20 protein-coding genes are annotated in these 23,395 nt (G+C 68.2%); 12 read left to right on the forward strand and 8 right to left on the reverse strand.

Going from position 1 to position 23,395, the window contains the following annotated elements; translation table 11 throughout:
• Positions 1-34: 34 nt before the first annotated feature.
• A complete protein-coding gene (locus GXW74_RS20190) occupies positions 35-1,411 on the forward strand; it encodes an aminotransferase (RefSeq protein WP_211848354.1) in 1,377 nt (458 codons plus the stop codon).
• Entirely contained in the window at positions 1,411-2,739 is a 1,329-nt protein-coding gene (locus GXW74_RS20195; protein ID WP_211848355.1) for an NAD(P)/FAD-dependent oxidoreductase, read from the forward strand. The genes GXW74_RS20190 and GXW74_RS20195 overlap by 1 nt, the downstream gene beginning before the upstream one ends.
• Before the next feature lie 89 nt (positions 2,740-2,828).
• On the opposite strand, the gene mbfA is transcribed toward GXW74_RS20195, so the two are convergent.
• Positions 2,829-3,806 carry an iron exporter MbfA gene (gene mbfA, locus GXW74_RS20200; RefSeq protein WP_211848356.1) on the reverse strand — a complete coding sequence of 326 codons (978 nt, stop codon included), beginning with the start codon at positions 3,804-3,806 and terminating at the stop codon, positions 2,829-2,831.
• Positions 3,807-4,199: 393 nt separating this feature from the next.
• Here mbfA and GXW74_RS20205 point away from each other — a divergent pair, with 393 nt between their 5' ends.
• The 5 genes from GXW74_RS20205 (at position 4,200) to GXW74_RS20225 (ending at position 8,225) form a co-directional block, all read left to right on the forward strand.
• On the forward strand, positions 4,200-4,700 hold the full coding sequence (locus tag GXW74_RS20205; RefSeq protein ID WP_211848357.1) for a GAF domain-containing protein: 501 nt from the start codon (positions 4,200-4,202) through the stop codon (positions 4,698-4,700).
• Between the two features lie 16 nt (positions 4,701-4,716).
• A complete protein-coding gene (locus tag GXW74_RS20210; protein WP_246523740.1) occupies positions 4,717-5,688 on the forward strand; it encodes a Bug family tripartite tricarboxylate transporter substrate binding protein in 972 nt (323 codons plus the stop codon).
• Between the two features lie 63 nt (positions 5,689-5,751).
• Positions 5,752-6,552 (forward strand): crotonase/enoyl-CoA hydratase family protein, encoded by an 801-nt coding sequence (locus GXW74_RS20215; RefSeq protein ID WP_211848359.1) that lies wholly within the window; start codon positions 5,752-5,754, stop codon positions 6,550-6,552.
• A gap of 1 nt (position 6,553) precedes the next feature.
• Positions 6,554-7,399 carry an SDR family oxidoreductase gene (locus tag GXW74_RS20220; RefSeq protein ID WP_211848360.1) on the forward strand — a complete coding sequence of 282 codons (846 nt, stop codon included), beginning with the start codon at positions 6,554-6,556 and terminating at the stop codon, positions 7,397-7,399.
• Positions 7,400-7,412: 13 nt separating this feature from the next.
• The gene (locus GXW74_RS20225; protein ID WP_211848361.1) at positions 7,413-8,225 is read left to right on the forward strand and encodes an enoyl-CoA hydratase-related protein; all 813 of its coding nucleotides are present in this window, start codon (positions 7,413-7,415) and stop codon (positions 8,223-8,225) included.
• Here GXW74_RS20225 and GXW74_RS20230 read toward each other — a convergent pair.
• From GXW74_RS20230 to GXW74_RS20260, 7 genes are all read right to left on the reverse strand, one after another.
• Positions 8,212-9,435: a CaiB/BaiF CoA transferase family protein gene (locus tag GXW74_RS20230; protein ID WP_338148286.1), complete on the reverse strand. Its 1,224-nt coding sequence runs from the start codon at positions 9,433-9,435 to the stop codon at positions 8,212-8,214. The genes GXW74_RS20225 and GXW74_RS20230 overlap by 14 nt on opposite strands.
• Positions 9,436-9,437: 2 nt before the next feature.
• Positions 9,438-10,613 (reverse strand): acyl-CoA dehydrogenase family protein, encoded by a 1,176-nt coding sequence (locus GXW74_RS20235; RefSeq protein ID WP_211848362.1) that lies wholly within the window; start codon positions 10,611-10,613, stop codon positions 9,438-9,440.
• Between the two features lie 67 nt (positions 10,614-10,680).
• Positions 10,681-11,565 (reverse strand): MBL fold metallo-hydrolase, encoded by an 885-nt coding sequence (locus tag GXW74_RS20240; protein WP_211848363.1) that lies wholly within the window; start codon positions 11,563-11,565, stop codon positions 10,681-10,683.
• A gap of 246 nt (positions 11,566-11,811) precedes the next feature.
• The gene (locus GXW74_RS20245) at positions 11,812-12,696 is read right to left on the reverse strand and encodes a DMT family transporter (RefSeq protein WP_338148287.1); all 885 of its coding nucleotides are present in this window, start codon (positions 12,694-12,696) and stop codon (positions 11,812-11,814) included.
• Entirely contained in the window at positions 12,693-13,421 is a 729-nt protein-coding gene (locus GXW74_RS20250) for an alpha/beta fold hydrolase (RefSeq protein WP_246523760.1), read from the reverse strand. The genes GXW74_RS20245 and GXW74_RS20250 overlap by 4 nt, the downstream gene beginning before the upstream one ends.
• A 232-nt stretch (positions 13,422-13,653) precedes the next feature.
• Positions 13,654-16,548, reverse strand: coding sequence for a hybrid sensor histidine kinase/response regulator (locus GXW74_RS20255; RefSeq protein ID WP_211848365.1), 2,895 nt, complete (start codon positions 16,546-16,548; stop codon positions 13,654-13,656).
• A 2-nt stretch (positions 16,549-16,550) separates the two neighbouring features.
• Positions 16,551-17,627: a TRAP transporter substrate-binding protein gene (locus tag GXW74_RS20260; protein ID WP_211848366.1), complete on the reverse strand. Its 1,077-nt coding sequence runs from the start codon at positions 17,625-17,627 to the stop codon at positions 16,551-16,553.
• A 184-nt stretch (positions 17,628-17,811) separates the two neighbouring features.
• Between GXW74_RS20260 and GXW74_RS20265 the strand changes: the two genes are divergently transcribed.
• From GXW74_RS20265 to GXW74_RS20285, 5 genes are all read left to right on the forward strand, one after another.
• Positions 17,812-18,564, forward strand: coding sequence for a glycerophosphodiester phosphodiesterase (locus tag GXW74_RS20265; RefSeq protein WP_211848367.1), 753 nt, complete (start codon positions 17,812-17,814; stop codon positions 18,562-18,564).
• A 112-nt stretch (positions 18,565-18,676) separates the two neighbouring features.
• Complete coding sequence (locus GXW74_RS20270; RefSeq protein WP_408903884.1) at positions 18,677-19,489, forward strand: ABC transporter ATP-binding protein; 813 nt, start codon at positions 18,677-18,679, stop codon at positions 19,487-19,489.
• Positions 19,486-21,405 carry an AMP-binding protein gene (locus GXW74_RS20275; protein ID WP_211848369.1) on the forward strand — a complete coding sequence of 640 codons (1,920 nt, stop codon included), beginning with the start codon at positions 19,486-19,488 and terminating at the stop codon, positions 21,403-21,405. Before GXW74_RS20270 ends, GXW74_RS20275 begins: the two co-directional genes overlap by 4 nt.
• The gene (locus GXW74_RS20280; RefSeq protein ID WP_211848370.1) at positions 21,406-22,299 is read left to right on the forward strand and encodes a branched-chain amino acid ABC transporter permease; all 894 of its coding nucleotides are present in this window, start codon (positions 21,406-21,408) and stop codon (positions 22,297-22,299) included. It begins immediately after the preceding gene.
• A gap of 7 nt (positions 22,300-22,306) precedes the next feature.
• Positions 22,307-23,371 carry a branched-chain amino acid ABC transporter permease gene (locus GXW74_RS20285; protein WP_211848371.1) on the forward strand — a complete coding sequence of 355 codons (1,065 nt, stop codon included), beginning with the start codon at positions 22,307-22,309 and terminating at the stop codon, positions 23,369-23,371.
• Positions 23,372-23,395 lie beyond the last annotated feature (24 nt).

The raw sequence follows: 23,395 nt of genomic DNA on the forward strand, positions 1-23,395 counted from the left end.
ACAGGCCGTCGCGCCGCATGAGGATTCCGCTCCGATGACACATCTCGCCCCGAACAGCCCGCATGCGCGCGATGTCGCATCGGTACTGCATCCCTACACGCATGCGCGGCGGCATCTCGAAACCGGGCCCACCATCTTTTCCGAGGGCAGCGGCATCTACATCCACGACGATACCGGGCGCGCCTACATGGAAGGGGCTTCCGCCCTGTGGTGCGCCTCGCTCGGCTTCGCCAGCGAACGCCTGGCCAAGGTCGCCTACGAGACGATGCGGCGGATGGGCTACTACCATATCTTCCGCGGTGCCTCGAACGAGCCGGCGATTGATCTGTGCGAGAAGCTGCTCGCGATCGCGCCGGTGCCGATGTCGAAGGTGCTGCTGCAATGCTCGGGATCGGAGGCGAATGATTCCGCCCTCAAGCTCGTCTGGTACCATTGGAATGCCCAGGGGCGGCCGGAGAAGCGCAAGATCATCTCGCGCAAGGCGAGCTATCACGGATCGACCGTCGCCACGATCTGCCTGACCGGCATCCCCGACTTCCACAAGGGCTTCGGGATGCCCTTCGAGGGTTTCCTCTACGCCGACTGCCCGCACTACTACCGCGACCACGAGGAGGGCGAGACGGAGGAACAATTCTCCCAGCGCATGGCCGATGCGCTGGAGGAAATGATCCTGCGCGAAGGCCCCGACACGATCGGCGCCTTCTGGGCCGACCCGATCCAGGGCGGCGGCGCCGGCGCTCTGCCGCCGCCGGCCCGCTACTTCGAGAAGATCCAGGCCGTGCTGCGCAAGTACGACATCCTGATGGTCGCCGACGAGGTGATCTGCGGCTTCGGCCGCACGGGCAACATGTGGGGCAGCCAGACCTGCGGCGTCGTGCCCGACATCGTTACCTGCGCCAAGGCGCTGTCGGCGGCGATGCAGCCGATCTCCGCGGTGCTGATGAACGAGCGCATCTTCCAGTCGGTGATGACCCAGAGCGACAGGCTGGGCAGCTTCGTGCACGGCTTCACCTACGCGGGCCATCCGGTTGCCGCGGCGGTGGCGCTGGAGACGCTGCGCATCTACGAGGAAATGGACCTCGTCGCGCATGTCAAGGCGCTGGAGCCGATCTTCCTGCGGGCCTTCGGCGCGCTGAAGGACCATCCGCTGGTCGGTGACGTTGCCGGTCACGGGTTGATGGGCGGCGTGGAGCTGGTGCAGGACAAGGCGAAGCGCCGGCCCTTCCCGGAAGGACAGAAGATCGGCGCGAAGGTCGATGCGCATGCGCGGGAACGCGGGCTGATCCTGCGCACCACGGCGGACCGGGTCGCGCTGTCGCCGCCGCTCATCATCACCGAGGAGGAGATCGTCGAGATGGCCGCCCGGCTGCGCGGCGCGCTCGACGATACCTTCGCAGAGATCGCAGCCTGATGGTGCTGCCAGTCGAATCCGTCGCGAGCGACGCCGATCTGCCCGAGAAGGTTGATGTCGTCGTCATCGGCGGCGGCATCATCGGCGTTTCCGCCGCCTTCAACCTGGCGAAGAAGGGGTACTCCGTTGCCCTGCTCGAAAAAGGCAAGGTCGGCGCCGAGCAGTCCAGCCGCAACTGGGGCTGGTGCCGCGTGCAGGGGCGAAGCCTGCCGGAAGTGCCGCTCGCGCGGTTCAGCCTGTCCTGCTGGAACGACATGGAACGCGACGTCGGGCGCGATGTCGGCTTCCGCCGCACCGGCCTGCTCGTCGTCACCGACGACCCCAAGGAGCTCGCCGAACTCGAGGAATGGGTGGAGCGGGCGCAGCCCTATCAGCTCGACAGCCGCATGCTTTCCCCCGCTGAACTGCGGGCCATGCTCCCGGACGCCGCGGGAAGCTGGCTCGGCGGCCTCTACTCCGCCTCGGATGGCCGCGCGGAGCCGCTGAAGGCCGCGCCGGCGATCGCCGAGGCGGCGCGGCGCATGGGCGTTACCATCCATCAGGGCTGCGCGGCACGCGGCATGGAGACCACCGGCGGCAAGGTCTCGGCCGTGGTGACGGAGCGCGGGCGGATCCGCACCAGCGCCGTGCTCTGTGCCGGTGGGGCCTGGGCCTCGATGTTCTGTCGCCGCCACGGCATCAGCCTGCCACAGGCCGGTGTATTCGCCACCGCCTGCCGCACCGAGCCCGCGCCCGAGGTGATGCCCGGCGGCATCAGCACCGGCGGCTATGCCTTCCGCCGCCGCGATGATGGCGGCTACACGGTCGCGATCGCCGGCGCCGGGCGCGTGGAGCTGACGCCACAGAACATCCGCTATGCCTGGAAGCTGATGCCGCTCTACCGCAAGCGGCGCAAGAAGGTGAGAATCACGATCGGCCCATCGTTCTTCCGGGGGCCCGAAGCTTCGGGAAGCTGGTCCTTCAACGAGGTCTCGCCCTTCGAGAAGATCCGCATCTTCGACCCGCCGGCGAACATGGATCTGATCAACAAGGCGATGGCGCGGTTCCGTGCCGACTATCCGGTGCTCGCCGACATCAAGGTCGCCGAGGCCTGGGGCGGCTTCATTGATTCCACCCCCGATGCGCGGCCGGTGATCTCGGCGGTGGACAAGCTGCCGGGCTTCTTCGTCGCAGCCGGCTTCAGCGGGCACGGTTTCGGCCTCGGACCGGGCGCCGGGCGGCTGGCCGCGGATCTCGTCTCCGGCGATGCGCCGATCGTCGATCCGCACGCCTACCGCTACTCGCGCTTCACCGACGGCACGAAGCTGCGGCCCTCGTCCTGGGTGTGAGTGCAACTCCGCCGGCTCTCTGGCGGCGCCGCTGCAGGTCGCCATCGCGGACTCGGCGCGGTGCGCGGTCGCACAGAATGTCGTGAGCCCTAGCCGCCGCCGATGAAGATGCCCGCGGCCAGGACGAGCGCCCCACCGAGAACGACCTGCGTCACCGAACGCAGGAAGGGCGTCTCCATGAAGCGGTTCTGGATCCACGCGATCGCCCAGAGTTCGATGAACACCACCACGAAGGCCACCACCGTCGCAGTCCAGAAGCTTGGGATCAGGTAGGGCAGCGCGTGGCCGAGCCCGCCAAGAGCCGTCATGACGCCGGAGGCGATGCCGCGCTTCACCGGCGATCCGCGCCCGGAGATCACGCCATCATCGTGCACCGCTTCAGTGAAGCCCATGGAGATGCCCGCGCCCACCGAGGCGGCGAGACCGACCAGGAAGGTCGTCGCGGGATCTTGCGTGGCGAAAGCGGTCGCGAAGATGGGCGCGAGCGTCGAGACCGAACCATCCATCAAGCCAGCGAGGCCCGGCTGCACCCAGGTCAGGATCGTCTGGCGCCGTGCGCGCTCGTCTTCTTCCTGTCTGGCGTCGCCGGTGAGATGCGTCGCCTCTGCGACCTCGACACGGTGCAGGTGGCCGCTCTCCTTCATCGCGAGATCGCCGAGGAGGCGCCGCGTGCCAGCTTCGGTCGCGCGCGCCGAGGCGGCCTCGTAGAAGCGACGGGCGTCCTCCTCCATGCGCACCGCTTCCTGGCGGATGCGCTCGATGCCGAGATTCTCCACGAGCCAGGTGGGGCGGCGCGAGTAGTAGCCGGCGACATGCTCCCGCCGGATGAGCGGAATGGTACTACCGAAGCGTCGCTCGAAATCCGCGATCAGCGTGCGCCGGTGCTCGTTCTCCTCCGCCACCATGTCGTCGAACATCGCCGCACTCGCCGGGTAGTCCTGACGAAGGCGTTCCGCATAGGTGGCGTAGATTCTCGCGTCATCCTCTTCGGAGGAGATTGCGAGCGCCAGGATCTCCTTCTCCGATAGCCTGGAGAACGATTTCCGGTTGCCCAGAAACGCCAGCATCGCTTGTCCTTCCAATCAATATTCAGGACCGACGCATCGTGCCCGCGGAGGAGCCGCACCGCGCATCGCGCCGTGTCCTCAGCCGAGGATGGCCGATTGCATCCTTGCATCTTAGGCGGAGCTTGCCGCCGTGCGAAGTTGCGGGCAGTCCGCTGCAATTGAGAGCGACCCGCAGCATTCCTCGAGGTAGGCTGAATCGGGGGACGAGCCTTCGCGTCGTTCCGCCGGTTCGACGAAGCGATCCAGCTTCCTGATCGGCGCAGACATATATGAGCACGACGGCCGTGCTCACTCGCGCCACGCGGCCGCGCTGCCGACCCGATCGAATCTTGCGTATGCCGCGTCGTCAATGTTGGGCCTGGGCATCGCGGGCAATTGCGCTATGTGACGCCGATGAGCACCGTCGACCCTTCTTCCGGCCTTCGTCGCGTCGTTGCCGCACAAGCCGGCCGTGAACAGCCCGGCACACTCTTCGCCGCACTTCAGGCAGAGATGGGCGAGGCCTTCGGCCATCGCCTTTTCACCATCATGCGCCATGATTCTGAGGCCGGGCGGAATCGGCGGGTTCATAGCAGCGATCCGGTTTCCTATCCCGTTTCAGGCTACAAGCCGGTGAACTGGGACCACCCGTGGACGAAGCGCGTGCTGGTCGATGGGCTGCCCTGGATTGGCCGCAGCGCCACCGACATCGCCTGGGCCTACCCGGACCACAACAAGATCGCATCGCTCGGCCTTGCCAGTTCCTTGAACCTGCCCGTCCGATGGTCCGGCCGGACGCTCGGTACGGTGAATCTGCTGCACGCGGCCGGGCACTACGGTGAGGCTGACGCGGAGATCTGCCTCGTCTTCGCGGCCCTTGCCGCGCCGGCATTGCTGTCCATGGATGCATCTTGAGACGATGGAGACCCCAATGAGCCTTCTTCCGCGCCGCGGCCTCTTGCTGGCCGCCCCCGCCGTGCTCGCCGCCTCGTCAGTCCGGGCGCAGACGAGCTTCTCCAGGCCCGTCCGGCTTGTGGTCCCGTGGGCGCCAGGGGGCACGACCGATATCCTGGCACGCATCGTCGCCGAACCGCTCGGCCAGGCGCTTGGCCAACCGGTGCTGGTGGAGAACCGCTCCGGTGCTTCCGGCAATGTCGGTTCGGACGTCGTGGCCAAGGCCGCGCCGGACGGTCAGACGCTGCTCTTCGGCTCGATGAGCACCCACGCGATGAATCACGCGCTGATGCGCAGCATGCCTTTCGACGGCGTGGCGGATTTCACGCCGCTGGCGATGCTTGGCTTCGCGGTGAACACTATGGTGATCCACCCCTCCGTACCGGCCCGGACGGTGCCCGAGTTCATCGCCCATGCGCGCGCGAACCCGGAGAAGATCGCCTATGCTTCGGCCGGCCCCGGCTCGACGAACCATCTCTGTGCCGCGTTGTTCGAGTCGATGACCGGCATCCGCATGGTCCATGTCCCCTATCGCGGCGGCCAGCCGGCGGTGACCGACACGGTCGCCGGCCAAACGCAGCTGCTGTTCAGCGCGGCGACGCAGACCATGCCGCATGTGGAGGGCGGCCGCCTACGCCTGATCGGCGTGACGGAGGCGACGCGTTGGGGCCGCCAGCCGAGCGTGCCGACCGTCGGCGAGGCGGTACCCGGCTACGAGATGGCGGTGTGGTATGGCGCCTTCGGGCCGAAGGGCATGGCGCCGGCGTTGCAGCAGCGTCTGCATGCGGACCTCAACCGCATCATGGCGCTGCCGGAGGTAAGGGAGCGCCTGGCCGGCATGGGCGTGGAGGTGGCGCCGGAATCCGTCGACGCTTTCGACCGGCGCCTGCGCGGCGATGCCGAGAAGTGGGGCGCGCTGATCCGACGCCTCGGCATCGAGGCGAGCTGAGCCCGGCTTGCCGCACCATCGGCCGCGTTCCATCCTCCGCCCCGCCAAGAAGGGGAAACGCAAATGGACGCGCCGCTCAAGGTGGAGATCGAGGAGGGCATCGCCCTCCTCACCATGAACCGGGCGGAGTCCCGCAACCCGCTCGATCCCGAGATGCAGGACGCGCTGCTCGACACGCTGTCCTCGCTCGATGCCGGGCAGGAGGTGCGCGTCGCGATCCTGACCGGCGCCGGCACTGCCTTCTGCGCCGGCGGCAATGTGCGGCGCATGGGCGAGGCCGCCAGCGGCCCCAAGGAACGCACGCCCGCCCAGGCGCGCGGCTATTATCGCCGGGGCATCCAGCGCCTGCCGCGGCTGCTCGAAGAGCTCGAACTGCCGGTGATCGCCGCGGTGAACGGACCCGCCATGGGCGCGGGCTGCGACCTGGCCTGCATGTGCGACCTGCGCATCGCCGCGGAAAGCGCGCGCTTCGCGGAATCCTTCGTCAAGCTCGGCATCATTCCCGGTGACGGCGGTGCCTGGCTGCTGCCGCGCGTGGTCGGCTTCGCCAAGGCGGCGGAGATGGCGCTGACGGGGGATTCGCTGACGGCCCAGCAGGCGCTGGCGGCGGGGCTGGTGTCGCAGGTCGTGCCCGATGCCGAGCTGATCCCGGCGGCGAAGGCACTCGCTGCGCGTGTCGCGGCCAATCCGCCCCAGGCGGTGCGCATGGCGCGGCGCCTGCTGCGGGAGGCCTGGAACAACCGGCTCGACACGGTGTTGGAGATGTCCTCCGCCATGCAGGCGGTGGCGCATACCACGGAGGACCACAAGGAAGCCCTCGCGGCGATGCGCGAGAAGCGCAAGCCGACCTACAAGGGCGCCTGAGATGGCCTTCGCACCGGGATTGCTGGCGGGCCGCCGTGCGCTGGTGACGGGCGGCGGAACCGGGCTCGGCCGCAGCATCGGGAAGCGGTTCCTGGAGCTCGGCGCGTCGCTCGCGATCTGCGGGCGGCGCGCGGAGGTGCTGGAGCAGGCGGCCGCTTCCTTCCGTGCCGAGCTGGCCGGCGCGCAGGTGACGACGCATCCCTGCGACATCCGCGACCCGGTCGCGGTGGAGGCGATGCTCGACGACGTCTGGCGGCACGGCGCGCCGGACATCCTGGTCAACAACGCCGCGGCGAATTTCCTGGCGCAGACACACAGGCTCTCCGCGCGCGCAGTGGATGCGGTGCTCGGCACCACACTGCATGGTGCGGCCTATTGCACCATAGGCTGCGGGCGCCGCTGGATCGAGGCAGGGCAGCCGGCAGTGGTGCTGTCCATCCTGACGCTCTCCGCCCTGCAGGGCGGCGCCTTCACCACGCCGTCCGCCATGGCCAAGGCCGGGCTGCTGGCGATGACGCAGAGCCTGGCGGTGGAATGGGGGCCGCACGGCATCCGGCTCGTGGCGATCGCGCCCGGCACCTTCCCCACGGAAGCTGCCGTCTCGCGGCTGCGCCCGGGTGGCGTCGAGCACGGCGGCGTACCGCTGCGGCGTGCCGGGAAGCACGAGGAACTGACCGACCTTGCCGCCTTCCTGATCTCCGACCACGCCGGCTACGTCACCGGCGAATGCGTGGTGGCGGACGGCGGCCGGCGCCTGCTCGGCGGCGCGCGGGCCGGCGCGCAGGAGATGCTGGAATGGACGGATGACGATTGGGCGCAGCAGCGTGCCCGCACCCCCGCGCGCTGAGGAGCCGCCCGCCATGCCCTTCGCCGAGATCGCCTACAATGTCGCCGACCGCATCGCGACCATCACCCTGAACCGGCCGGACAAGCGCAACGCCTGGTCCGCGGAGACGGAGGCCGAGGTGCGCGAGGCCTTCACCATGGCCGCCGCCGACGAGGGCGTGCGTGCCGTCATCCTGACCGGCGCGGGCAGCACCTTCTGCGTCGGCGCCGACGTGACCGGCATCGCCGGCCGCAAGCCGGATCGCCCACGTTTCGCCGGTGTCACGCCACCGCCGGGAGGCGATGCGCCGGTCGAGGATCTCGCGCGTCGCTATTCCTACATCCTCAACATCGGCAAGCCTGTGGTCGCCGCGATCAACGGTGCGGTCGCCGGTGTCGGGCTCGCGGTGACGCTCTACTGCGACCTGCGCTTCATGGTCGCAGGCGCGCGGCTGGCGGCGGCCTTCCCGCGACGCGGGCTGGTCGCCGAACATGGCAGCGCCTGGATGCTGCCGCGGCTGATCGGGCCGATGAATGCGGCGGATCTGCTGCTCTCGGGCCGGACGATCGCGGCGGAGGAAGCCGCGACGATGGGCCTGGTGCGCGTGCTGCCGGCGGAGGGCTTCGCCGGTGCCGTGCGCGCCTATGTCGCCGACATCGTCGAGAACTGCTCGCCGCGGTCGCTCCGCATCATCCGGCGGCAATTGGCGCTCGCGCCGCTGCAGTCGCTCTCGGACGCGATCGAACTGTCCGAGGTCGAGCAGGCGGCGACGATCGGCACCGAGGATCGCCGCGAAGGGGCCACCGCTTTCCTGGAGCGGCGGAAGCCCAACTTCACAGGCCGCTGAAGCGTGGCCCCAGCGCACCGGCCGCGCGCAGTGCTTCGCGCTCGGCCTCCTCGATGCCGAGCATGCCGCCGAGCACCTCGGCCTCGTGCTGGTTCAGGAAGGGGCTGGGCGCGAAGTCCGGTGGCGGCGCGCCTTCGAGCCGCAATGGCGTCGACGGCAGGACGACACGGCCGACCTCCGGGTGGTCGACCCAGCGCAGCATGCCGCGTTCGTGCATGCCGGGGTCTTCCAGCACTTCCTCGAGGGTGCGCACGGGTGCCGCCGGCACGCCGTGCTGTCGCGTCAGCTCCTCGAGCTCGGCGCGCGTATGGCGGGACGTCCAGGCGGTCACGAGGCCGTCCACCTCCGCCATGTGCTTCACGCGATCGGCGTTGCTGCGGAAGCGTTCGTCGCCGATCAGCGCCTCCTGCCCCATGGCGCGGAGCAGGCGATCCCAATGCCCCTCGGTGACGACGATGATGGCGATCCATCCGTCCGAGGCCCGGTAGACGTTGTACGGCGCCATGGCGAGCCCGGCATGGCTGTTGCCCGTGCGCGGCGGCGCCTTGCCGCGCTCGCCGCCGAAATGCATGCCGATGGCCGAGGCGAGGGTCGAATAGGCGGCATCCTGCATCGCCACTTCGACGAAGGTGCCCTTGCCGGTGCGTTCCCGCGCGAAGAGCGCCGTCATCACCGCGCCATACAGGTGGGTGCCGCCGAGGAAGTCGCACACCGTCGGGCCGGCCTTGGTCGGCGGGCCGTCGGGGAAGCCCGTAGTGTGCATCATTCCGACGGCCGCCTGCACGGTTAGGTCCATCGCCAGCCGGTCGCGGTCCGGCCCGGTCTGGCCATAGCCCGACCCGGCCGCGTAGATCAGACGCGGATTGCGCTTCAGCAGCGCCTCGTGCCCCAGGCCGAGCCGGTCCATCGCACCGGGCGAGAAATTCTCGATCAGCACGTCCGCACGATCGACCAGGCGCAGGAAGATCTCTCGCCCCTTGGGATTCTTGAGGTCGATCGACAGGCCCTGCTTGTTCGAATTCAGCATCGCCTGGGGCACGGACCCGCCGGCGACGGCGGCGCGGCGACGCAATGGCTCGCCGTTGGGTGGCTCGATCTTGATGACGGTCGCGCCCGCCATCGCCATCAGGAACGCGCAATAGGGCGCCTGGTAGATATGGCCGAGATCGAGAACGAGGATGCCGTCGAGCGGCCGCTGCGGCGCGCTCACGGTCAGACCTTCGAACCGAGGGTGCGGCGGCCGATGGCGCTGCGATGCACTTCGGACGGACCTTCATAGACGCGCATGACGCGCACCTGCTGATGCATGAGCTGCAACGGCAGCTCCTTCGTCATGCCCATGGCGCCGAAGGTCTGCATGGCGTTGTCGAGCACCGACTGCGCCATCTCCGTTGCGCGCACCTTGAGGATGGAGGCCTCCATCCGCACGTCGGCCCCGGCATCGAGCTTGGCGGCGAGGTCGTTCACCATCAGGCGGCAGGCATGCATTTCCATCACCGCTTCGGCGGCGAACCACTGGATGGCCTGGCGATCCGCCAGCCGCACGCCCCAGGTCACGCGGCTCTGCGCGTGCTCGGACATCATCTCCAGCGCGCGGCGCGCCATGCCGATGCAGCGTGCGCCCATCTGCATTCGGCGCACGTTCAGCCGAAGCTGCATCGGCGCGTAGCCGCGGCCGAGTTCGCCCAGCACGTTCTCCGCCGGCACGCGGCAATCCTCGAAGACCAGCTCGTAGGTCGTGCGGCCGCCGATCATCGGGATGGCGCGTTCGATCACGAAGCCGGGCGTTCCCTTCTCGACGATGAAGGCGGTGATGCCTTCCTGCCGCTTCCCGTCGCCGGTGCGGGCCATGAGGATGATGAAATCCGATCGCGGGACGTTGGAGACCCAGATCTTGCGGCCGTTGATGACCCAGTGATCGCCGTCCCGCACCGCGCGCGTCGTCATGCCGGCTGGGTCACCGCCGGCGCCTGGCTCGGAGATAGCCATGGCCGAGCGCGCCTCGCCCGCGGCATAGGGCGCGAGGTATTTCGCCCGCTGGATCGGGCTCGCGACCGAGAGCATCATGTGCAGGTTCGGGCTGTCCGGCGGGATGGTGAAGGGCACGCAGGCGCGGGCCATTTCCTCCTCCGCCGCGGCCAGCGACAGCAGCGGCAGGTTGGCGCCGCCGAATTCCTCCGGCACGTCGAGGCCCCAGAGGCCGAGTTCCCTGCAACGGGCGAGGAGCGTCGCCTCCTCCTCCGCCGAGAGCCTGTACCCGCCGCCTTCCGCTTCGCGCTTCAGCACGGCGGGCTCGATCGGCATCAGGTCGCGATCGACGAATTTCGCGACCAGGTCCCGGAGCATCCGGGTTTCCTCGCTCGGGGCGTAGGGCAGGCTGTGATCCATGCTGCGACGTTCCTCGTGTTGCGCGAACCGCACCACCAGGTGCGGCCCGCGTCAAGCAGGGCCGCGGTCAGCGCAGGTAGCGCCAGCGGAAGCGGTCGCCCATGGCCTCGACACGCCCGACAGACGGATGGGGGAAGTGGATGGGCAGGATCTTCGTGTCGCTGTCCGCAACCTCACCAAAAAAGCGGCGGCGACTCACGGTGGATTCTGTGGTGTCCCAGTCGAAGACCGTGAACCAGTCCGGCTGGTGCACCTGCAGCGCGTGATGCATCAGGTCCCCGGTTACGACCGCGTGCTGGCCGCCACTGCGGATGTGGACGCAGCAATGACAGGGCGAATGCCCGGGTGTCGGCTGGATGGTGATGCGGTCGTCGAGCTGGAAGTCGTCATCCACCAGCAGCGCCTGGCCGGCTTCGATGATTGGCTCGCAATTGAAGCGGAAGACGTTGCCGCCGCCGCCAGGGCGCTCGATTTCCGCCTTCGTCGTTGCTTCCCAGGCGGCATATTCGCGCTTGTGGAACACGTACTTCGCATTGGGGAAGGTCGGCACCCAACGGCCATCGCGCAGCACCGTGTTCCAGCCCGAATGGTCGATGTGCAGATGGGTGCAGAAGACATAGTCGATATCCTCGAACGAAAGGCCTTCGGCCTTCAGCCCGTTGAGCCATGGCTGCTTCGGATAATCCATCGGTGCGGGCCAGCCCTTGTCCTCACCCGTGCAGGTATCCACCAGGATGGTGTGATGCGGCGTACGCACGACATAAGTCTGGTAGGTGATGACCATCTTGCCTGAAGCGGCATCGTAGGTTTCCGGTTCGACCTCCTTCAGCCGCTCGGCCAACAGCGCGGGCGCCGCAGCGGCGCTGGGAAACATCGCCTCGGGCGCGCGCCAGGGGCCGTCGCGCTCGATGATGCTGGTGATGCTGACGTCGCCGACGGTGAGCTTTCGCATGTCCTGTCCTGGGTTGTCAGTGGGCCATTCGGTGCCCGTGCCGCCTGCGGCAGCCAGGGCGGCAGAGCCGGGTGCTGGCACGGGCAGGCGGCAGCGCCGCATCCTCGGTGTCACGCTCGCGGGATGGCGCTCGCGCGGCGACGGCGCATCGCAGGCTGGTGATCAGCACGCATTCCTCCCGTCGCCCGTCATCCGGCGGCTGGAGCCAACGATCCGACGGAGGTGGCGTCCGCGCAAGACGTCGCGTCAACGCCGAGTTGCCTCCCGTCGTGCGATCCATGTCGTTGCGGCAAAAATGATCGCTGCGCCCGCGAAGGTGGTGGTCGCCGGCACCTCCGCGAAAACCAGCCACCCGAGCGCCGCGGCCCACACCATGTCGATGAACTTGACCGGCTGGGTTGCGGAGACGTCGGCGATGCGGAAGGCCTCGGTCAGGCACCAGTGGCCTGCGCTACCGAGCAGGCCGGTCAGCAGGAACCAGCCCCATTGCGTGACCGAAGGCCAAGTCCAGCCGGGGATGGCGAAGGGCAAGGTGAAGGCTGCGACGGTGATCGCCTGCCAGGCGACGATCACGGCGGGCCGGTCACGCCGCGTCAATGCCTTGGTGATGAGGAAGGAAGCCGCGAAGAGCGGAGACGAGGACAGCATCACCAGGGACCAGAAGCCTCCGCCTACCGCGCTGAGCTGCGGCGTCACGACGATCATGACGCCAAGGAAGCCGATGCCGGCCGCGACCCAGCGCGCCCGGACCATCGGCTCCCCCAGGAAGAGAACGGCACCTGCCATGATGAAAATCGGCCCCGTGAATCCGATCGCCGTCATGTCCGCCAACGGTACGTGCGGCAGCGCCCAGAACCACAGCAGCAACCCGACCGTGTGGACCAAGCCGCGCCAAGCCTGACCGGGCAGATCGTGCGGCCGCCAGGCCGCCAGGCCTGTGCGCAGCATGAAGGGCAGCAGCACGACAAGCCCGGCCAGGTAGCGCAGGAACTGCGTCTGGAATGGGTCGATCTCCAGCGTCAGACGTCGCGCGATGGCGTTGAGGACGCAGAACAGCAGCCCCGCCGCAGCCATCCACGCCATGCCCCGGAGTGTGGCCGCGCGGGTCGGCCGCGCGGAGGGAGTGGTCACGCCGTCACGGACTCCCGTGCGAGGATGCGGGCCAGGGCTGCGTCGAATTCCGCCGCGGCCTCATAGGCGACCCAGTGGCCCGCGCCGCGAATCATCTCGGTGAGCGCACTCGCCTGCAGCGAGCGGATCAGCTCGATGCGCGACGGAACGTGTGGGCGGGCAATGGCGTCCTGTTCTCCATAGATGCAGGCTAGCGGCGCCCGGCTACGCAGGATCGCCTGCTTCAGAGAGTCAGTATTTGCAAAGCCGCGGCTCTTGAAGCGGGCGCGGCGTGTATGGAGGTCCTGGATCGCCAAGGCGACTTCGTCGATGCGTGTCGCGTCGGCGAACATCAGCGCAGCGAGATTGTGACGGTTCGCCTCCTCCCGTGCCGTCCCCTCAAGATGTCGGACCTTGAGGAGTTCCGTCGGGCTCCGCGGCAGCCCGAGTGCCCCCGCGCCCACCACGGTGAGGGAGCGGCAGCGCTCGTGGTCAACCGCCGCGAGATGCCCGGCACAGAGCGCGCCGAAGGAGAAACCGACAAGGTCGTAACCCTCTCCCGGGCGCAGCAGCATGTTGAGTCCATCGCGCAGGATGCCGCCAATCGTTTGGGGGATGGCCCCATCCGGCGGCATGTCGCTGTCGCCTAGCCCCGGGAGGTCGGGGCAGAGCACGAGCCGATCTGCGGCGAAGGTCGGGATGTTCCGCAGCCAATGCCGCCAGGAGCCGGAGCCGCCATGCAGCATCACCAGCGGGCGACCCGCGCCCCAGGCGCGCCAGACCAGCGAGCCCGCGCCACAGGGGGTCTCCGCACGTCGCGCCCGCTCCGCTGCCATCTTGAGGCTGGGATGCGGCTCGTCTCGCCCCGAATTCTCGCCCCATCTTCCAAACGCCATGCGCGACGCTTCCCCTTTGCCGTCCGAAGGCATCCTAGGGCACACCGGCAGTGGGTCCACCCGGTGCGGCCATGAGACCCGGTCAGACTGCCGGCGCGGCCTGCAGGGGTGGCCCCGATGCCAGGTGTTCGACGCCGAGGCGCTGTTCCAGGCTCGGCAGCGTGGCGCGGGCCACAGCGATCACCGCGGCCTGGAGGTCGGGGGAGGGGTCCCCGGCCCGCGCGGCCTTCTGCAGTGCCTCGGCCTCGGCGGCGAGCCGAACCGCACCGAGGGTTCGTGCCGCTCCGACCAGCCGGTGGGAGGCCTGGTGGACATGCGCGGTATCGGCCTTCTCGGCTTGCGAAGCGCTGGCCAGCAGCGCCAAGGCACGCCGCAATTCCCCGACAAACTCCGCCAGGATCCCGTGGGCGGCGTGGCCGAGTTCGCGCTCCAGCACTTCGAGCGCCGAGACGTCGAGCAGCGGAGCCGACGTCTCTTCCGCGCGCGGAGCGGTCGCACCTCCCTGGCGCGGCATGCGGCGCAGGAGGTCGAGCAGGGCGCGCCGGTCGAGCGGCTTGGCGAGGTGGGCATCCATCCCGGCCCGCCGGGCGGCCTCGACCTGTTCGGGCAGGGCCGAGGCCGTCAGGGCGATGACCGGCACCTGGCTGGCCGGCGGCTGCATGGCACGGATCCGGCGCGTGGTCTCGAACCCGTCGAGCTGCGGCATCTGGAGGTCCATCAGCACGGCGTCGAAGCGATCGCGCGTCAGGGCAAGCAGCGCAGCCGCGCCGCCCTCGGCGAGGGTGACGCGATGGCCTGCCCCTTCGAGCATCGCCTGGGCGATCTGTCGGTTGGCGAGAACGTCGTCGACGACCAGCACACGCAGCGGGGTCGCATCGCTCTGCGTCGTGGTTACGGCTTCCACGGCACCCTCCTCTGCGGCATCGGCGGGTTGAAGCGGAATTTCGACCCAGAACAGCGCGCCACCGCCCGGGGGTGATTCGCAACCGATGCTGCCGCCCATGAGTGCCACAAGCCGCGCCGATATGGCGAGCCCGAGGCCGGTGCCCTGCGCCTCGTTCCCGGCTGCGGGGGTGAGCTGGACGAAATCCTCGAACAGCAGGTGGCGTTGATCCGGGGGCACGCCCGGCCCGGTATCCGCCACTTCGATGCGCATGCCGCCGCCGGGCGTGGCCCGGACGCGAAGGTCCACTCGCCCGCCGGCCGGCGTGAACTTCACGGCATTGGAAAGAAGGTTCAGCAGAAGCTGGCGGATCCGCGTCGGATCGAGCTGTGCCGCGACCGGCAGCGACGGGTCCACGTCCAGGCCGAAGGACTGGGCCTTGCGGGCGATCTCCGGCTCGAGAAGGGTCGCGCAGCCATTGAAGAGCGGCTTGATGGCGGTCGGGCGCGGCGCGAGGTCGAGGCGTCCTGCCTCAATCTTCGAGAGGTCGAGCAGGCCGTTGACGAGATCGAGCAGGTGGCGACCCGCTTCGTGCAGGGTCTTGACCTGCTCGCGCTGCTCCGGTGCCAGGCGTGGATCCTGCAGCAGCACCTGGGCGAAGCCGAGAACGCCGTTCAGCGGCGTGCGCAGCTCATGTGATACGCGCGCGAGGAAGCGGCTCTTGGCTTCGCCTGCCGCGGCCGCTGCGTCGCGGGCGGCTGCGAGGTCCTGCATCGCCCTCTTCAGCGCCGTGATGTCCGTGCGGATGCCGACGGTGCCGCCGTCCGGCGTCCTCCGCTCCGTGATCAGGACCCAGCGGCCGTCCGGCAGCAGACGTTCCATCGGGGGCTGGTTGCCGAGATGGAAAATCTTGCTCTCGGTGACGAAGGCCTCGATATCGTCGCCCGCCTGCGGATATTGCCCGCGCCGCGCACCCTCGCGCATGATCTCGTCGAAGCTCGCGCCAGGCTGGATGAAGGGCGTGCTGATCTTATAGAAATCCCGGTAGCGGCTGTTGCAGGCGATCAGACGGTCGTCCGCATCGAACATGACGAAGCCGTCGGACATGGATTCCAGGGCGCTCTCGAGGGTCCGGCGCGCGCGCGCGCGCTCTTCCTCGGCCTTGTCGCGCTGCCGCAGGATCACCATCAGCGTGACGGCGACGAGGATGATGACGATGCCGAGCACGCTCGAAACCGCCAGCGCCCGGATCCGGTCACGATACCAGCCGGCGAGTGCGGCATCGACTTCTAGCGTGCTGGAGATGGTAAGCGTCGGATAAAGCGACGGTCGGCTCGACGCGAAGACCAGCGTGCCGTTGAAGCGGCTGACGGCGATGCCGACCTGCGAGTTGGTCTGGTTCGCGTGCCCGACGCTGCTCAGGCGCTGGCCGATTCGGGTTTCGTCGTGCGGGACGGTGGCGAGCAGGGTTCCGTCGTCGCGCTCCAGCGACGTCCGCAGCCCCGGGCTTTCGCCGGCCGCGGAAAGCAGCGCGCGGACCGACGGCACCGGCACTTCGGCGACGGCCAGAACGGGGCCGAGACCAATGATCGTGACGTTGCGGGCGAAGAAGAGTGTCCATTCGCCGGTGCTTGGGTTCTGCACGGGGCCACCGATGGAGACACCGCCGCTGCTCCCCGCCAATTCGGAGAAGCCGGTCTCCACAGGAAGGGGAAGGCGGCGACGGCGCGACACCGGCAGCGCGGTTGCCGCCGGCAGGCCGTTCCGGCCGAGCAGCAGGATGTCTCGGTAGGTGAAGTTCTGATTGATGAGCTGGCGCAGCACCCGGTTCGCCTGGGCGGTGTCCAACTGACCGTTCACCGCGAAGGGCGCGAGCATCGCCGGCAGGCCGGCCAGCATCGCATCGACCTGGACGAACGCACGGTTGATCGAGGCCTCGGTGGCGATGCTGATGCGCTCCACCGTCTCCTCAGCCGCGCGGATCTGTGCCTCGCGCGCCCGCCCGATGATCATGAGCGTCGCGACCGTCTGCGCCAGGAGCAGGATGACCGCACCGATGAAGATGGCGCGGCGCAGGAAGCGCGTATTCTGCATCGTCAATCCGGCTCAGCGCGCACGCCGATGATCGGCGCGAGTCGAGAGTTCCAGGCTTCGATGCAGGGTTCGCCGCAACGGCGGACCCACCCCGGGAGCACGGTTTCGGTGAGGAGGCGGAAGCGCCGTTCCTGATCCGCTTCGGACACTGGCACGATCGTCATCGTGCCGCGACGGCCCGACCGGCAGTCGGGCATGCCCGCGTTGCAGGCGATGCCCTCGCCCGTCTCGACCTCGGCTGCCTTCCAGATCTCCTCCTCGAGCTGACCGACCTCATGCCGGATGAGGGTGCGGGCCCATTCCGGCAAGGACTGCCACGCCGCGCGGTTCGCGCCGAAGACGGACAGCCCCCAGGTGATCGCCATGCCGTGCATGTGGGTCGTCATCTCGTTCAGGCCGATGGCATTGGCGGAAAGGGTCCCGGTCACCGCGCATTCGACGACACCCGACCGCATTGCGGCGAGCGTCTCTCCGAAGGGTATGACGACGGGTGTCGCTCCGAGCGCGGCGAACATCTCCGACTGTCCGACCGATGAGGTCCGGATGCGCCGCCCGGCAAGATCAGTCAGACCCCGGAAAGCATTGCGGCAGAAAATCACCTGGGCTGGATAGGTGTAGACGGCCAGAAGCTCGACGTCGTAGCGCTGGGCGAGCAATTCCTCGAGATGCGGGCGATAGGCCGTGACGGTGCGTCGCAGCGTCTCCATGTCGGGGCTTACGATCGGCAGATCGACGGCATTGAATTCCGGTTCCTCGGTGCTCACGATGGCCAGCAGAGCCGTGCCGAAGGGCACTACGCCGAGGCGCATGAGCGCGAGCATCTCCTGAGCGCGGATGCCGCTGCGGTCGAAGGGCGCGATCTCCGCCTGGATGCGGCCGCCGGAGGCTTCCGAAAGGCGCCGTCGCCAGAACGGCTCCTCATAGCGCACATACTGGCTGACATCCGCGAGGCCGCCGACGATCTTGAGACGAATGGGATCTTCGCGTGTCGTCTGTGCGAGGGTGAAGGCGGGCATCAGGACGGCGACCAATGTCATCAGGCAGCAAGACAGGATCGCCCAGATACCCGATCGAGTCATCGATACCTCCTGGCGGTTCAGATTGGAGGTTATTGCCATCTTTGGGCGAAGAGTGTCACAATTTTCCTTAAGGATCTGGCATCATGAGTGGTGACGATGCCAGGGAATTCCCGCCTGGCGCGTATCGCGGCCGCGCCCCCGCAACGGGTTTCGTCGCCTGACGCCGCCAGCCGGAGTTTCCTTCATGTCGGAATACCGGACCGCCATCGCCAGCCATCGCGGCGGTGCCTTTCTGTGGCCCGAAAATAGTCTGTCGGCCTTCCGGCAGACGGCGATGCTACCGGTCGAACAGGCGGAATGCGACGTCCACCCCTCGGCAGACGGCGACCCCGTCATCCTTCACGACGCGACACTCGAGCGGACGACGGACGGACGAGGCCCTGTTGCGGGCCTCTCGACGGCGGAGGTGCGCCGCCACCGGATCAGGGGCGGGGGCGGGGAAGGCGTGCCGCTGCTGGCGGACATGCTCGCCCTGCTGCAGGGGACCTCAATCGACCCACGTATCGAGGTCAAGGCCGATCTCCTGGGGCGAGCCTATCCGGGGTTCCTGCCGCGCGTGCTCGACGTGCTCGACCGGCAAGGCGCGCGGGGCCGCAGTTGGATCATCGCCTTCGATGCGCCGACCGCGGCCGAGGCCGCGGCGGCCGGGGGTCTGGCCGGCGTCGCCTGGCTGCTGGAGGCAACGACCTGGCGGTCGCTCGGGATGCGGGGGACTATCGCCGTCGCGCATGGCTACGGCTTCCCGGAGATCGGCGTTCATGAATCCCTGCTCGACGCCGAGGCGTGCGCCGCGCTGCGCATGGCTGGGCTGCGGATCTCCGTCTGGGGCGCGAATCACGAGGCGTCGATCCGGCGGATGCTCGGTCTCGGGATCGACGTCCTGACCACGGACGACCCTCCCCTGGCGGTTGCCCTGCGCAGCCGCGGCGGCCGGTAGGGGGCAAAGCCGGCCAGACGGCCGCGTCGGCGCGCAATCAGGTTGCCAGCGGCGGCGGCCGCCCCCTAACCTCCCTGCAACGAGAGTGAGTTCTGGGGGGAAGGGAGAGTTGGTGGCAGAGCCGCCCATCCTCGAGGCCGATCGCGTCAGCCTCCGGTTCGGCGGCGTGCGGGCGCTGACCGACGTGTCCTTCGCCGTAGGCCAGGGCGAGATCTTCTCCATCATCGGCCCGAACGGCGCCGGCAAGACTTCCATGGTGAACTGCGTCTCCGGCCGGTATCGGCCGACCGAAGGCCGAGTCCTGTTTGCCGGGCAGGACATCACGCGCACCGCCACGAGCCGCCGCGCCGCGCTTGGCATCGGGCGCACCTTTCAGAACCTGGCGCTGTTCGGCCACATGACGGTGCTCGACAACATCATGGTCGGCCGCCACCACCTGCTCAGGAGCGGATTCGTGCGCGGCATGGCCTACTGGCTCGGTGGCGCGCAGCGGGAAGAACTGGAGCATCGGCGGGAGGTCGAGGAAATCATCGACTTCCTCGAGATCCAGCATGTCCGCAAGGCGATCGCCGGAACGCTTTCCTACGGGCTCCGCAAGAGGGTGGAACTGGCGCGTGCGGTGGCGCTGCGGCCGCGGCTGATCCTTCTCGACGAGCCGATGGCCGGCATGAACCTCGAGGAGAAGGAGGACATGGCCCGCTACATCGTCGACCTGAACGAGGAGTGGGGCATGACGGTCCTGATGATCGAGCACGACATGGGCGTGGTCATGGACATCAGCCACCGGGTCATGGTGCTCGATTTCGGCAAGAGGATCGCTGAAGGCGCCCCCGAGGAAGTGCTCGCCAATCCTCATGTGAAGCGCGCCTACCTCGGCGAGGCGGATGAGGTGGCGCGCGACGAGGGCGAGCCGGTGCCGGCATGAGCGCGACCGAAGACACGCTGCCCCGCCTGCTGCGCCGCAATGCACGTGCGCATGGCGGCGACATTGCGATGCGCGAGAAGGAATTCGGCATCTGGCGCGCGCTGCGCTGGTCCGACGTCGCTGACAGGACGCGCCATCTCGCGCTCGGGCTGCGGGCGCTCGGTGTGCGGCCGCGGGAGGTCGTCGGCCTGATCGGCGACAACCGGCCGGACTGGGTAATGGGGGAGATCGCGGCGCATGCCGTTCGCGCGCAGTCGCTCGGCATCTATCGCGACGCGCTGGATGAGGAGGTGGCCTATCTGCTTTCCTTCTCCGGTGCCGTCGCCGTCTTCGCCGAGGACGAGGAGCAGGTCGACAAGCTGCTCAATGTCTCGGAACAGGTGCCGACGCTGCGGCACATCATCTACGCCGACCCGCGCGGCATGCGGAAGCATGCCGATCCTCGCCTGATCTCCGCTGCCGATCTGGCCCGGCGCGGGGCAGAGCTGGCGGCCGCGGAACAGGACCTGTGGGACAGCCTGGTGGATGCCACGGATGGCGAGGATATCGCCGTTCTCTGCACGACGTCGGGCACAACGGCGCGGCCGAAGCTTGCGCAGCTCACGGCGCGTGCGCTGATCCGGCATTGCGAGGCCTACCTCGCGGCCGATCCGAAGGGGCCGGAGGACGAGTACGTCTCGGTACTGCCGCTGCCCTGGATCATGGAGCAGATCTACGTTCTCGGCTGGGGGCTGATCGCCCGCATGAAGGTCAACTTCGTCGAGGAACCCGAGACGATGATGGCCGATTTCCGGGAGATCGCGCCGACCTTCGTGCTCTTCGCCCCACGCGTGTGGGAAGGGCTTGCGGCGGATGTGCGGGCCCGGGTGATGGATGCCTCGCCGTTCAAGCAGCGGGCCTTCGCAGCCGGCATGCGCATGGGGCTGCAGGCGCTGGAGAAGGGCGGTCGGTCGGTGGTCGCCGATGCCCTGCTGTTCCGGGCGCTGCGCGACCGGCTCGGCTTCACACGGTTGCGCTCGGCCGCCACCGGCGGCGCGGCACTGGGGCCGGAGACCTTCCGCTTCTTCCAGGCCATGGGGGTGCCGCTGCGTCAGCTCTACGGCCAGACCGAACTGCTTGGCGCCTACACCATCCACCGGCCGGGGGCGGTCGATTTCGACACCGTCGGCGTTCCCTTCGGGCCGGAAATCGAGATCCGCATCCACGAGCCGGACCACAACGGCGTCGGTGAGATCGTCACGCGCCACCCGCACATGTTCTCCGGCTACCTCGGAATGGAGGATACGCCGGACCTGCGCGAAGGATGGTTGCACACGGGCGATGCCGGCTACTTCGATCCGCGCGGGCAATTGGTGGTCATCGACCGCATTAAGGACATCGCGACGACCAGCGGTGGCGACCGCTTCTCCCCGCAGTTCATCGAGAACAAGCTCAAGTTCAGCCCCTTCGTCGCCGAGGCTGTGATCCTCGGCGACCAGCGGCCGCATCTGGCGGCGATGATCTGCATCAGGTTCCCCATCGTCAGCAAATGGGCCGAACGCAACCGGATCGCCTTCACGACCTATTCCGACCTCTCGGCGCGGCCGGAGGTTCTGGACAAGATCCGCGAGGAGGTGGCGCAGGTGAACGCCTCCCTGCCCGCGGCGCAGCGCATCCGCGATTTCATCCTGCTCTACAAGGAGCTCGATGCCGACGACGAGGAGCTGACGCGCACGCGCAAGGTGCGACGTGGCGTGATCAATCAGAAATACGGCGACATCATCGGCGCGATCTATGCGGGCGATGAGTCCATCCCCGTGGACACGACCATCGCTTTCCAGGACGGCACGAAGCAGCGCATCCGCACCGTGTTGCGCGTCGTCCGCATGGACGGCATCGCCCCCGAACCCGCACTGGCCGGCGCAGAAAGGGTCTGAATGGACGCGACGCTGCTCTTCCAACTGGTGCTGAACGGGCTGATCGTCGGCGCGCTCTACGGCGTCGTCGCGATGTCCTTCGTGCTGATCTACAAGGCGTCGCAGGTGGTGAACTTCGCCCAGGGCGAATTCCTGCTGGTCGGCGCGTGGGTATGCTGGTGGCTGCTGACAACCTGGCAACTGCCCTTCTGGGCAGGCTTCCTGGTGACGCTCGCCTTCATGACCGCCTTCGGCGTGCTGCTGCAGGTGATCGTGCTGCGGCCGCTGATCGGTGAGCCGGTGATCAGCGTGATCATGGCGACCGTCGGCCTGTCGATCTTCTTCCAGGCGCTGATGAAGTGGATGTTCGGCGTCTTCGCCCAACCCTTCCCACCGATCTTCGCGGCGGAGCGCATGCGCGTTCTGGGGCTCGAAGTGCAGACGGTCTACCTCGCAAGCCTTGTCGTCTCCGCACTGATCATGCTCGGCTTCTGGTGGTTCTTCACTTATTCGAAGCATGGGCTGGCGATGCGGGCGACGGCCTTCGACCAGCAGGTCGCGCAGTCGCTCGGCGTCTCGGTGCCACGGGTTTTCGCCATGTCCTGGGCCATTTCCGCCGTGGTCTCCGCGGTGGCGGGCGTCGTGGTGGGCGTCGTGAACGGCGTGTCCTCGGCGCTTTCCTTCTATGGGATCAAGGTCTTCCCCGCTGTCATCCTGGGCGGGCTGGATTCCATTGTCGGCGCGGTGCTCGGCGGGCTGATCGTCGGCGTGCTCGAGAACCTGGCGCAGTACGTCGATGCGGAGTGGCTCAACTGGGGCAACATGTACCAGATCGCGCCCTTCTATGCGCTGATCCTGATCCTGCTGATCAAGCCTTACGGCCTGTTCGGCACGCGCAACATCGAGCGGGTCTGACGGCGCGATGACGTCCATGGCCCCGGCGGGGGATTTCCGCTCCTCCTACCGGGCGGACACCACGATCTTCCCGACACGGGGATCGCGGTATGCGATGTTCACCGGCGTTCTGATCCTCTGCGCTGCGCCGCTCGTGTTCGGACGCTACGAGCTTGGCCTGCTGATCACCATCGGCTTCAGCGCCATCGCCGCCCTCGGTCTCAACATCCTGGTGGGGTTCACGGGGCAGATCTCGATCGGCCACGCCGCCTTCTTCGGCTTCGGCGCCTTCTCCTCCGCCCTGCTGGTGGAGCACCACATCCCGGTACCGCTGGCGATCTGGGGCGCCGGCCTGATGACCGCCCTGGTCGGTCTTGTGTTCGGCGCGCCGGCGGCGCGGCTCAAGGGCCTGTACCTGGCGATCGCGACGCTCGCAGCGCAGTTCATCCTGGAGGATTTCTTCGCCCGTGCGCGGTGGTTCTCGGGCGGCGTCGCGGGGCGCGTGACCGAGCCCTACGAGCTCTTCGGCCTGCGCTTCGACCGGGAGGAGACGTATTTCTACATCGTGCTCGCGCATGTGGTGGTGATGTTCGTGGCCGCGGCGAACCTGATGCGCACGCGGGATGGGCGCGCGCTGGTGGCGGTGCGCGATCACTACCTGTCGGCGGAGATGATGGGCATCAATCTCGCCTACTACCGCACCCTCTCCTTCGGCATTGCGGCCTTCTATGCCGGCGTCGCGGGGGCGCTTTACGCGCACTACCTGCTCTTCGTCAGCGTGGAGGCATTCAACATCCTTTACTCGATCCAGTTTCTGGCGATGGTCATCATCGGCGGGCTCGGGTCGATCTTGGGCAGCATGATGGGGGCCGCGTTCATGGTGCTCCTGCCGGAGATCGTGCAGGCCGGGGCGGACCTGCTGTCGGGTGGCGCCATCGATCGAGCGCTGCGGCTTGGTGCCTCGATCTCCTTTCTCCGGGAGATGGCGATCGGCGCGGCCATCATCCTGTTCCTGATCTTCGAGCCCGACGGGCTCGCGCATCGCTGGAAAATGATCAGGGCGTACTGGAAACTGTACCCATTCTCGCATTGAGGCCGGCCAACGGCCCATAGGACG

The organism is Neoroseomonas eburnea (genome assembly GCF_018129005.1).
GTDB lineage: Bacteria > Pseudomonadota > Alphaproteobacteria > Acetobacterales > Acetobacteraceae > Neoroseomonas > Neoroseomonas eburnea.

What these genes read in the sequence shown, in the direction of transcription:
- GXW74_RS20240 (WP_211848363.1), bottom strand. Translation starts at nt 11,565, where the DNA reads ATGCGAAAGCTCACCGTCGGCGACGTCAGCATCACCAGCATCATCGAG.
- GXW74_RS20220 (WP_211848360.1), top strand. Translation starts at nt 6,554, where the DNA reads ATGGCCTTCGCACCGGGATTGCTGGCGGGCCGCCGTGCGCTGGTGACG.
- GXW74_RS20205 (WP_211848357.1), top strand. Translation starts at nt 4,200, where the DNA reads ATGAGCACCGTCGACCCTTCTTCCGGCCTTCGTCGCGTCGTTGCCGCA.
- GXW74_RS20190 (WP_211848354.1), top strand. Translation starts at nt 35, where the DNA reads ATGACACATCTCGCCCCGAACAGCCCGCATGCGCGCGATGTCGCATCG.
- GXW74_RS20255 (WP_211848365.1), bottom strand. Translation starts at nt 16,548, where the DNA reads ATGCAGAATACGCGCTTCCTGCGCCGCGCCATCTTCATCGGTGCGGTC.
- GXW74_RS20225 (WP_211848361.1), top strand. Translation starts at nt 7,413, where the DNA reads ATGCCCTTCGCCGAGATCGCCTACAATGTCGCCGACCGCATCGCGACC.
- GXW74_RS20275 (WP_211848369.1), top strand. Translation starts at nt 19,486, where the DNA reads ATGAGCGCGACCGAAGACACGCTGCCCCGCCTGCTGCGCCGCAATGCA.
- GXW74_RS20235 (WP_211848362.1), bottom strand. Translation starts at nt 10,613, where the DNA reads ATGGATCACAGCCTGCCCTACGCCCCGAGCGAGGAAACCCGGATGCTC.
- GXW74_RS20285 (WP_211848371.1), top strand. Translation starts at nt 22,307, where the DNA reads ATGACGTCCATGGCCCCGGCGGGGGATTTCCGCTCCTCCTACCGGGCG.
- GXW74_RS20195 (WP_211848355.1), top strand. Translation starts at nt 1,411, where the DNA reads ATGGTGCTGCCAGTCGAATCCGTCGCGAGCGACGCCGATCTGCCCGAG.
- GXW74_RS20265 (WP_211848367.1), top strand. Translation starts at nt 17,812, where the DNA reads ATGTCGGAATACCGGACCGCCATCGCCAGCCATCGCGGCGGTGCCTTT.
- GXW74_RS20215 (WP_211848359.1), top strand. Translation starts at nt 5,752, where the DNA reads ATGGACGCGCCGCTCAAGGTGGAGATCGAGGAGGGCATCGCCCTCCTC.
- GXW74_RS20280 (WP_211848370.1), top strand. Translation starts at nt 21,406, where the DNA reads ATGGACGCGACGCTGCTCTTCCAACTGGTGCTGAACGGGCTGATCGTC.
- mbfA (WP_211848356.1), bottom strand. Translation starts at nt 3,806, where the DNA reads ATGCTGGCGTTTCTGGGCAACCGGAAATCGTTCTCCAGGCTATCGGAG.
- GXW74_RS20210 (WP_246523740.1), top strand. Translation starts at nt 4,717, where the DNA reads ATGAGCCTTCTTCCGCGCCGCGGCCTCTTGCTGGCCGCCCCCGCCGTG.
- GXW74_RS20260 (WP_211848366.1), bottom strand. Translation starts at nt 17,627, where the DNA reads ATGACTCGATCGGGTATCTGGGCGATCCTGTCTTGCTGCCTGATGACA.
- GXW74_RS20250 (WP_246523760.1), bottom strand. Translation starts at nt 13,421, where the DNA reads ATGCTGCATGGCGGCTCCGGCTCCTGGCGGCATTGGCTGCGGAACATC.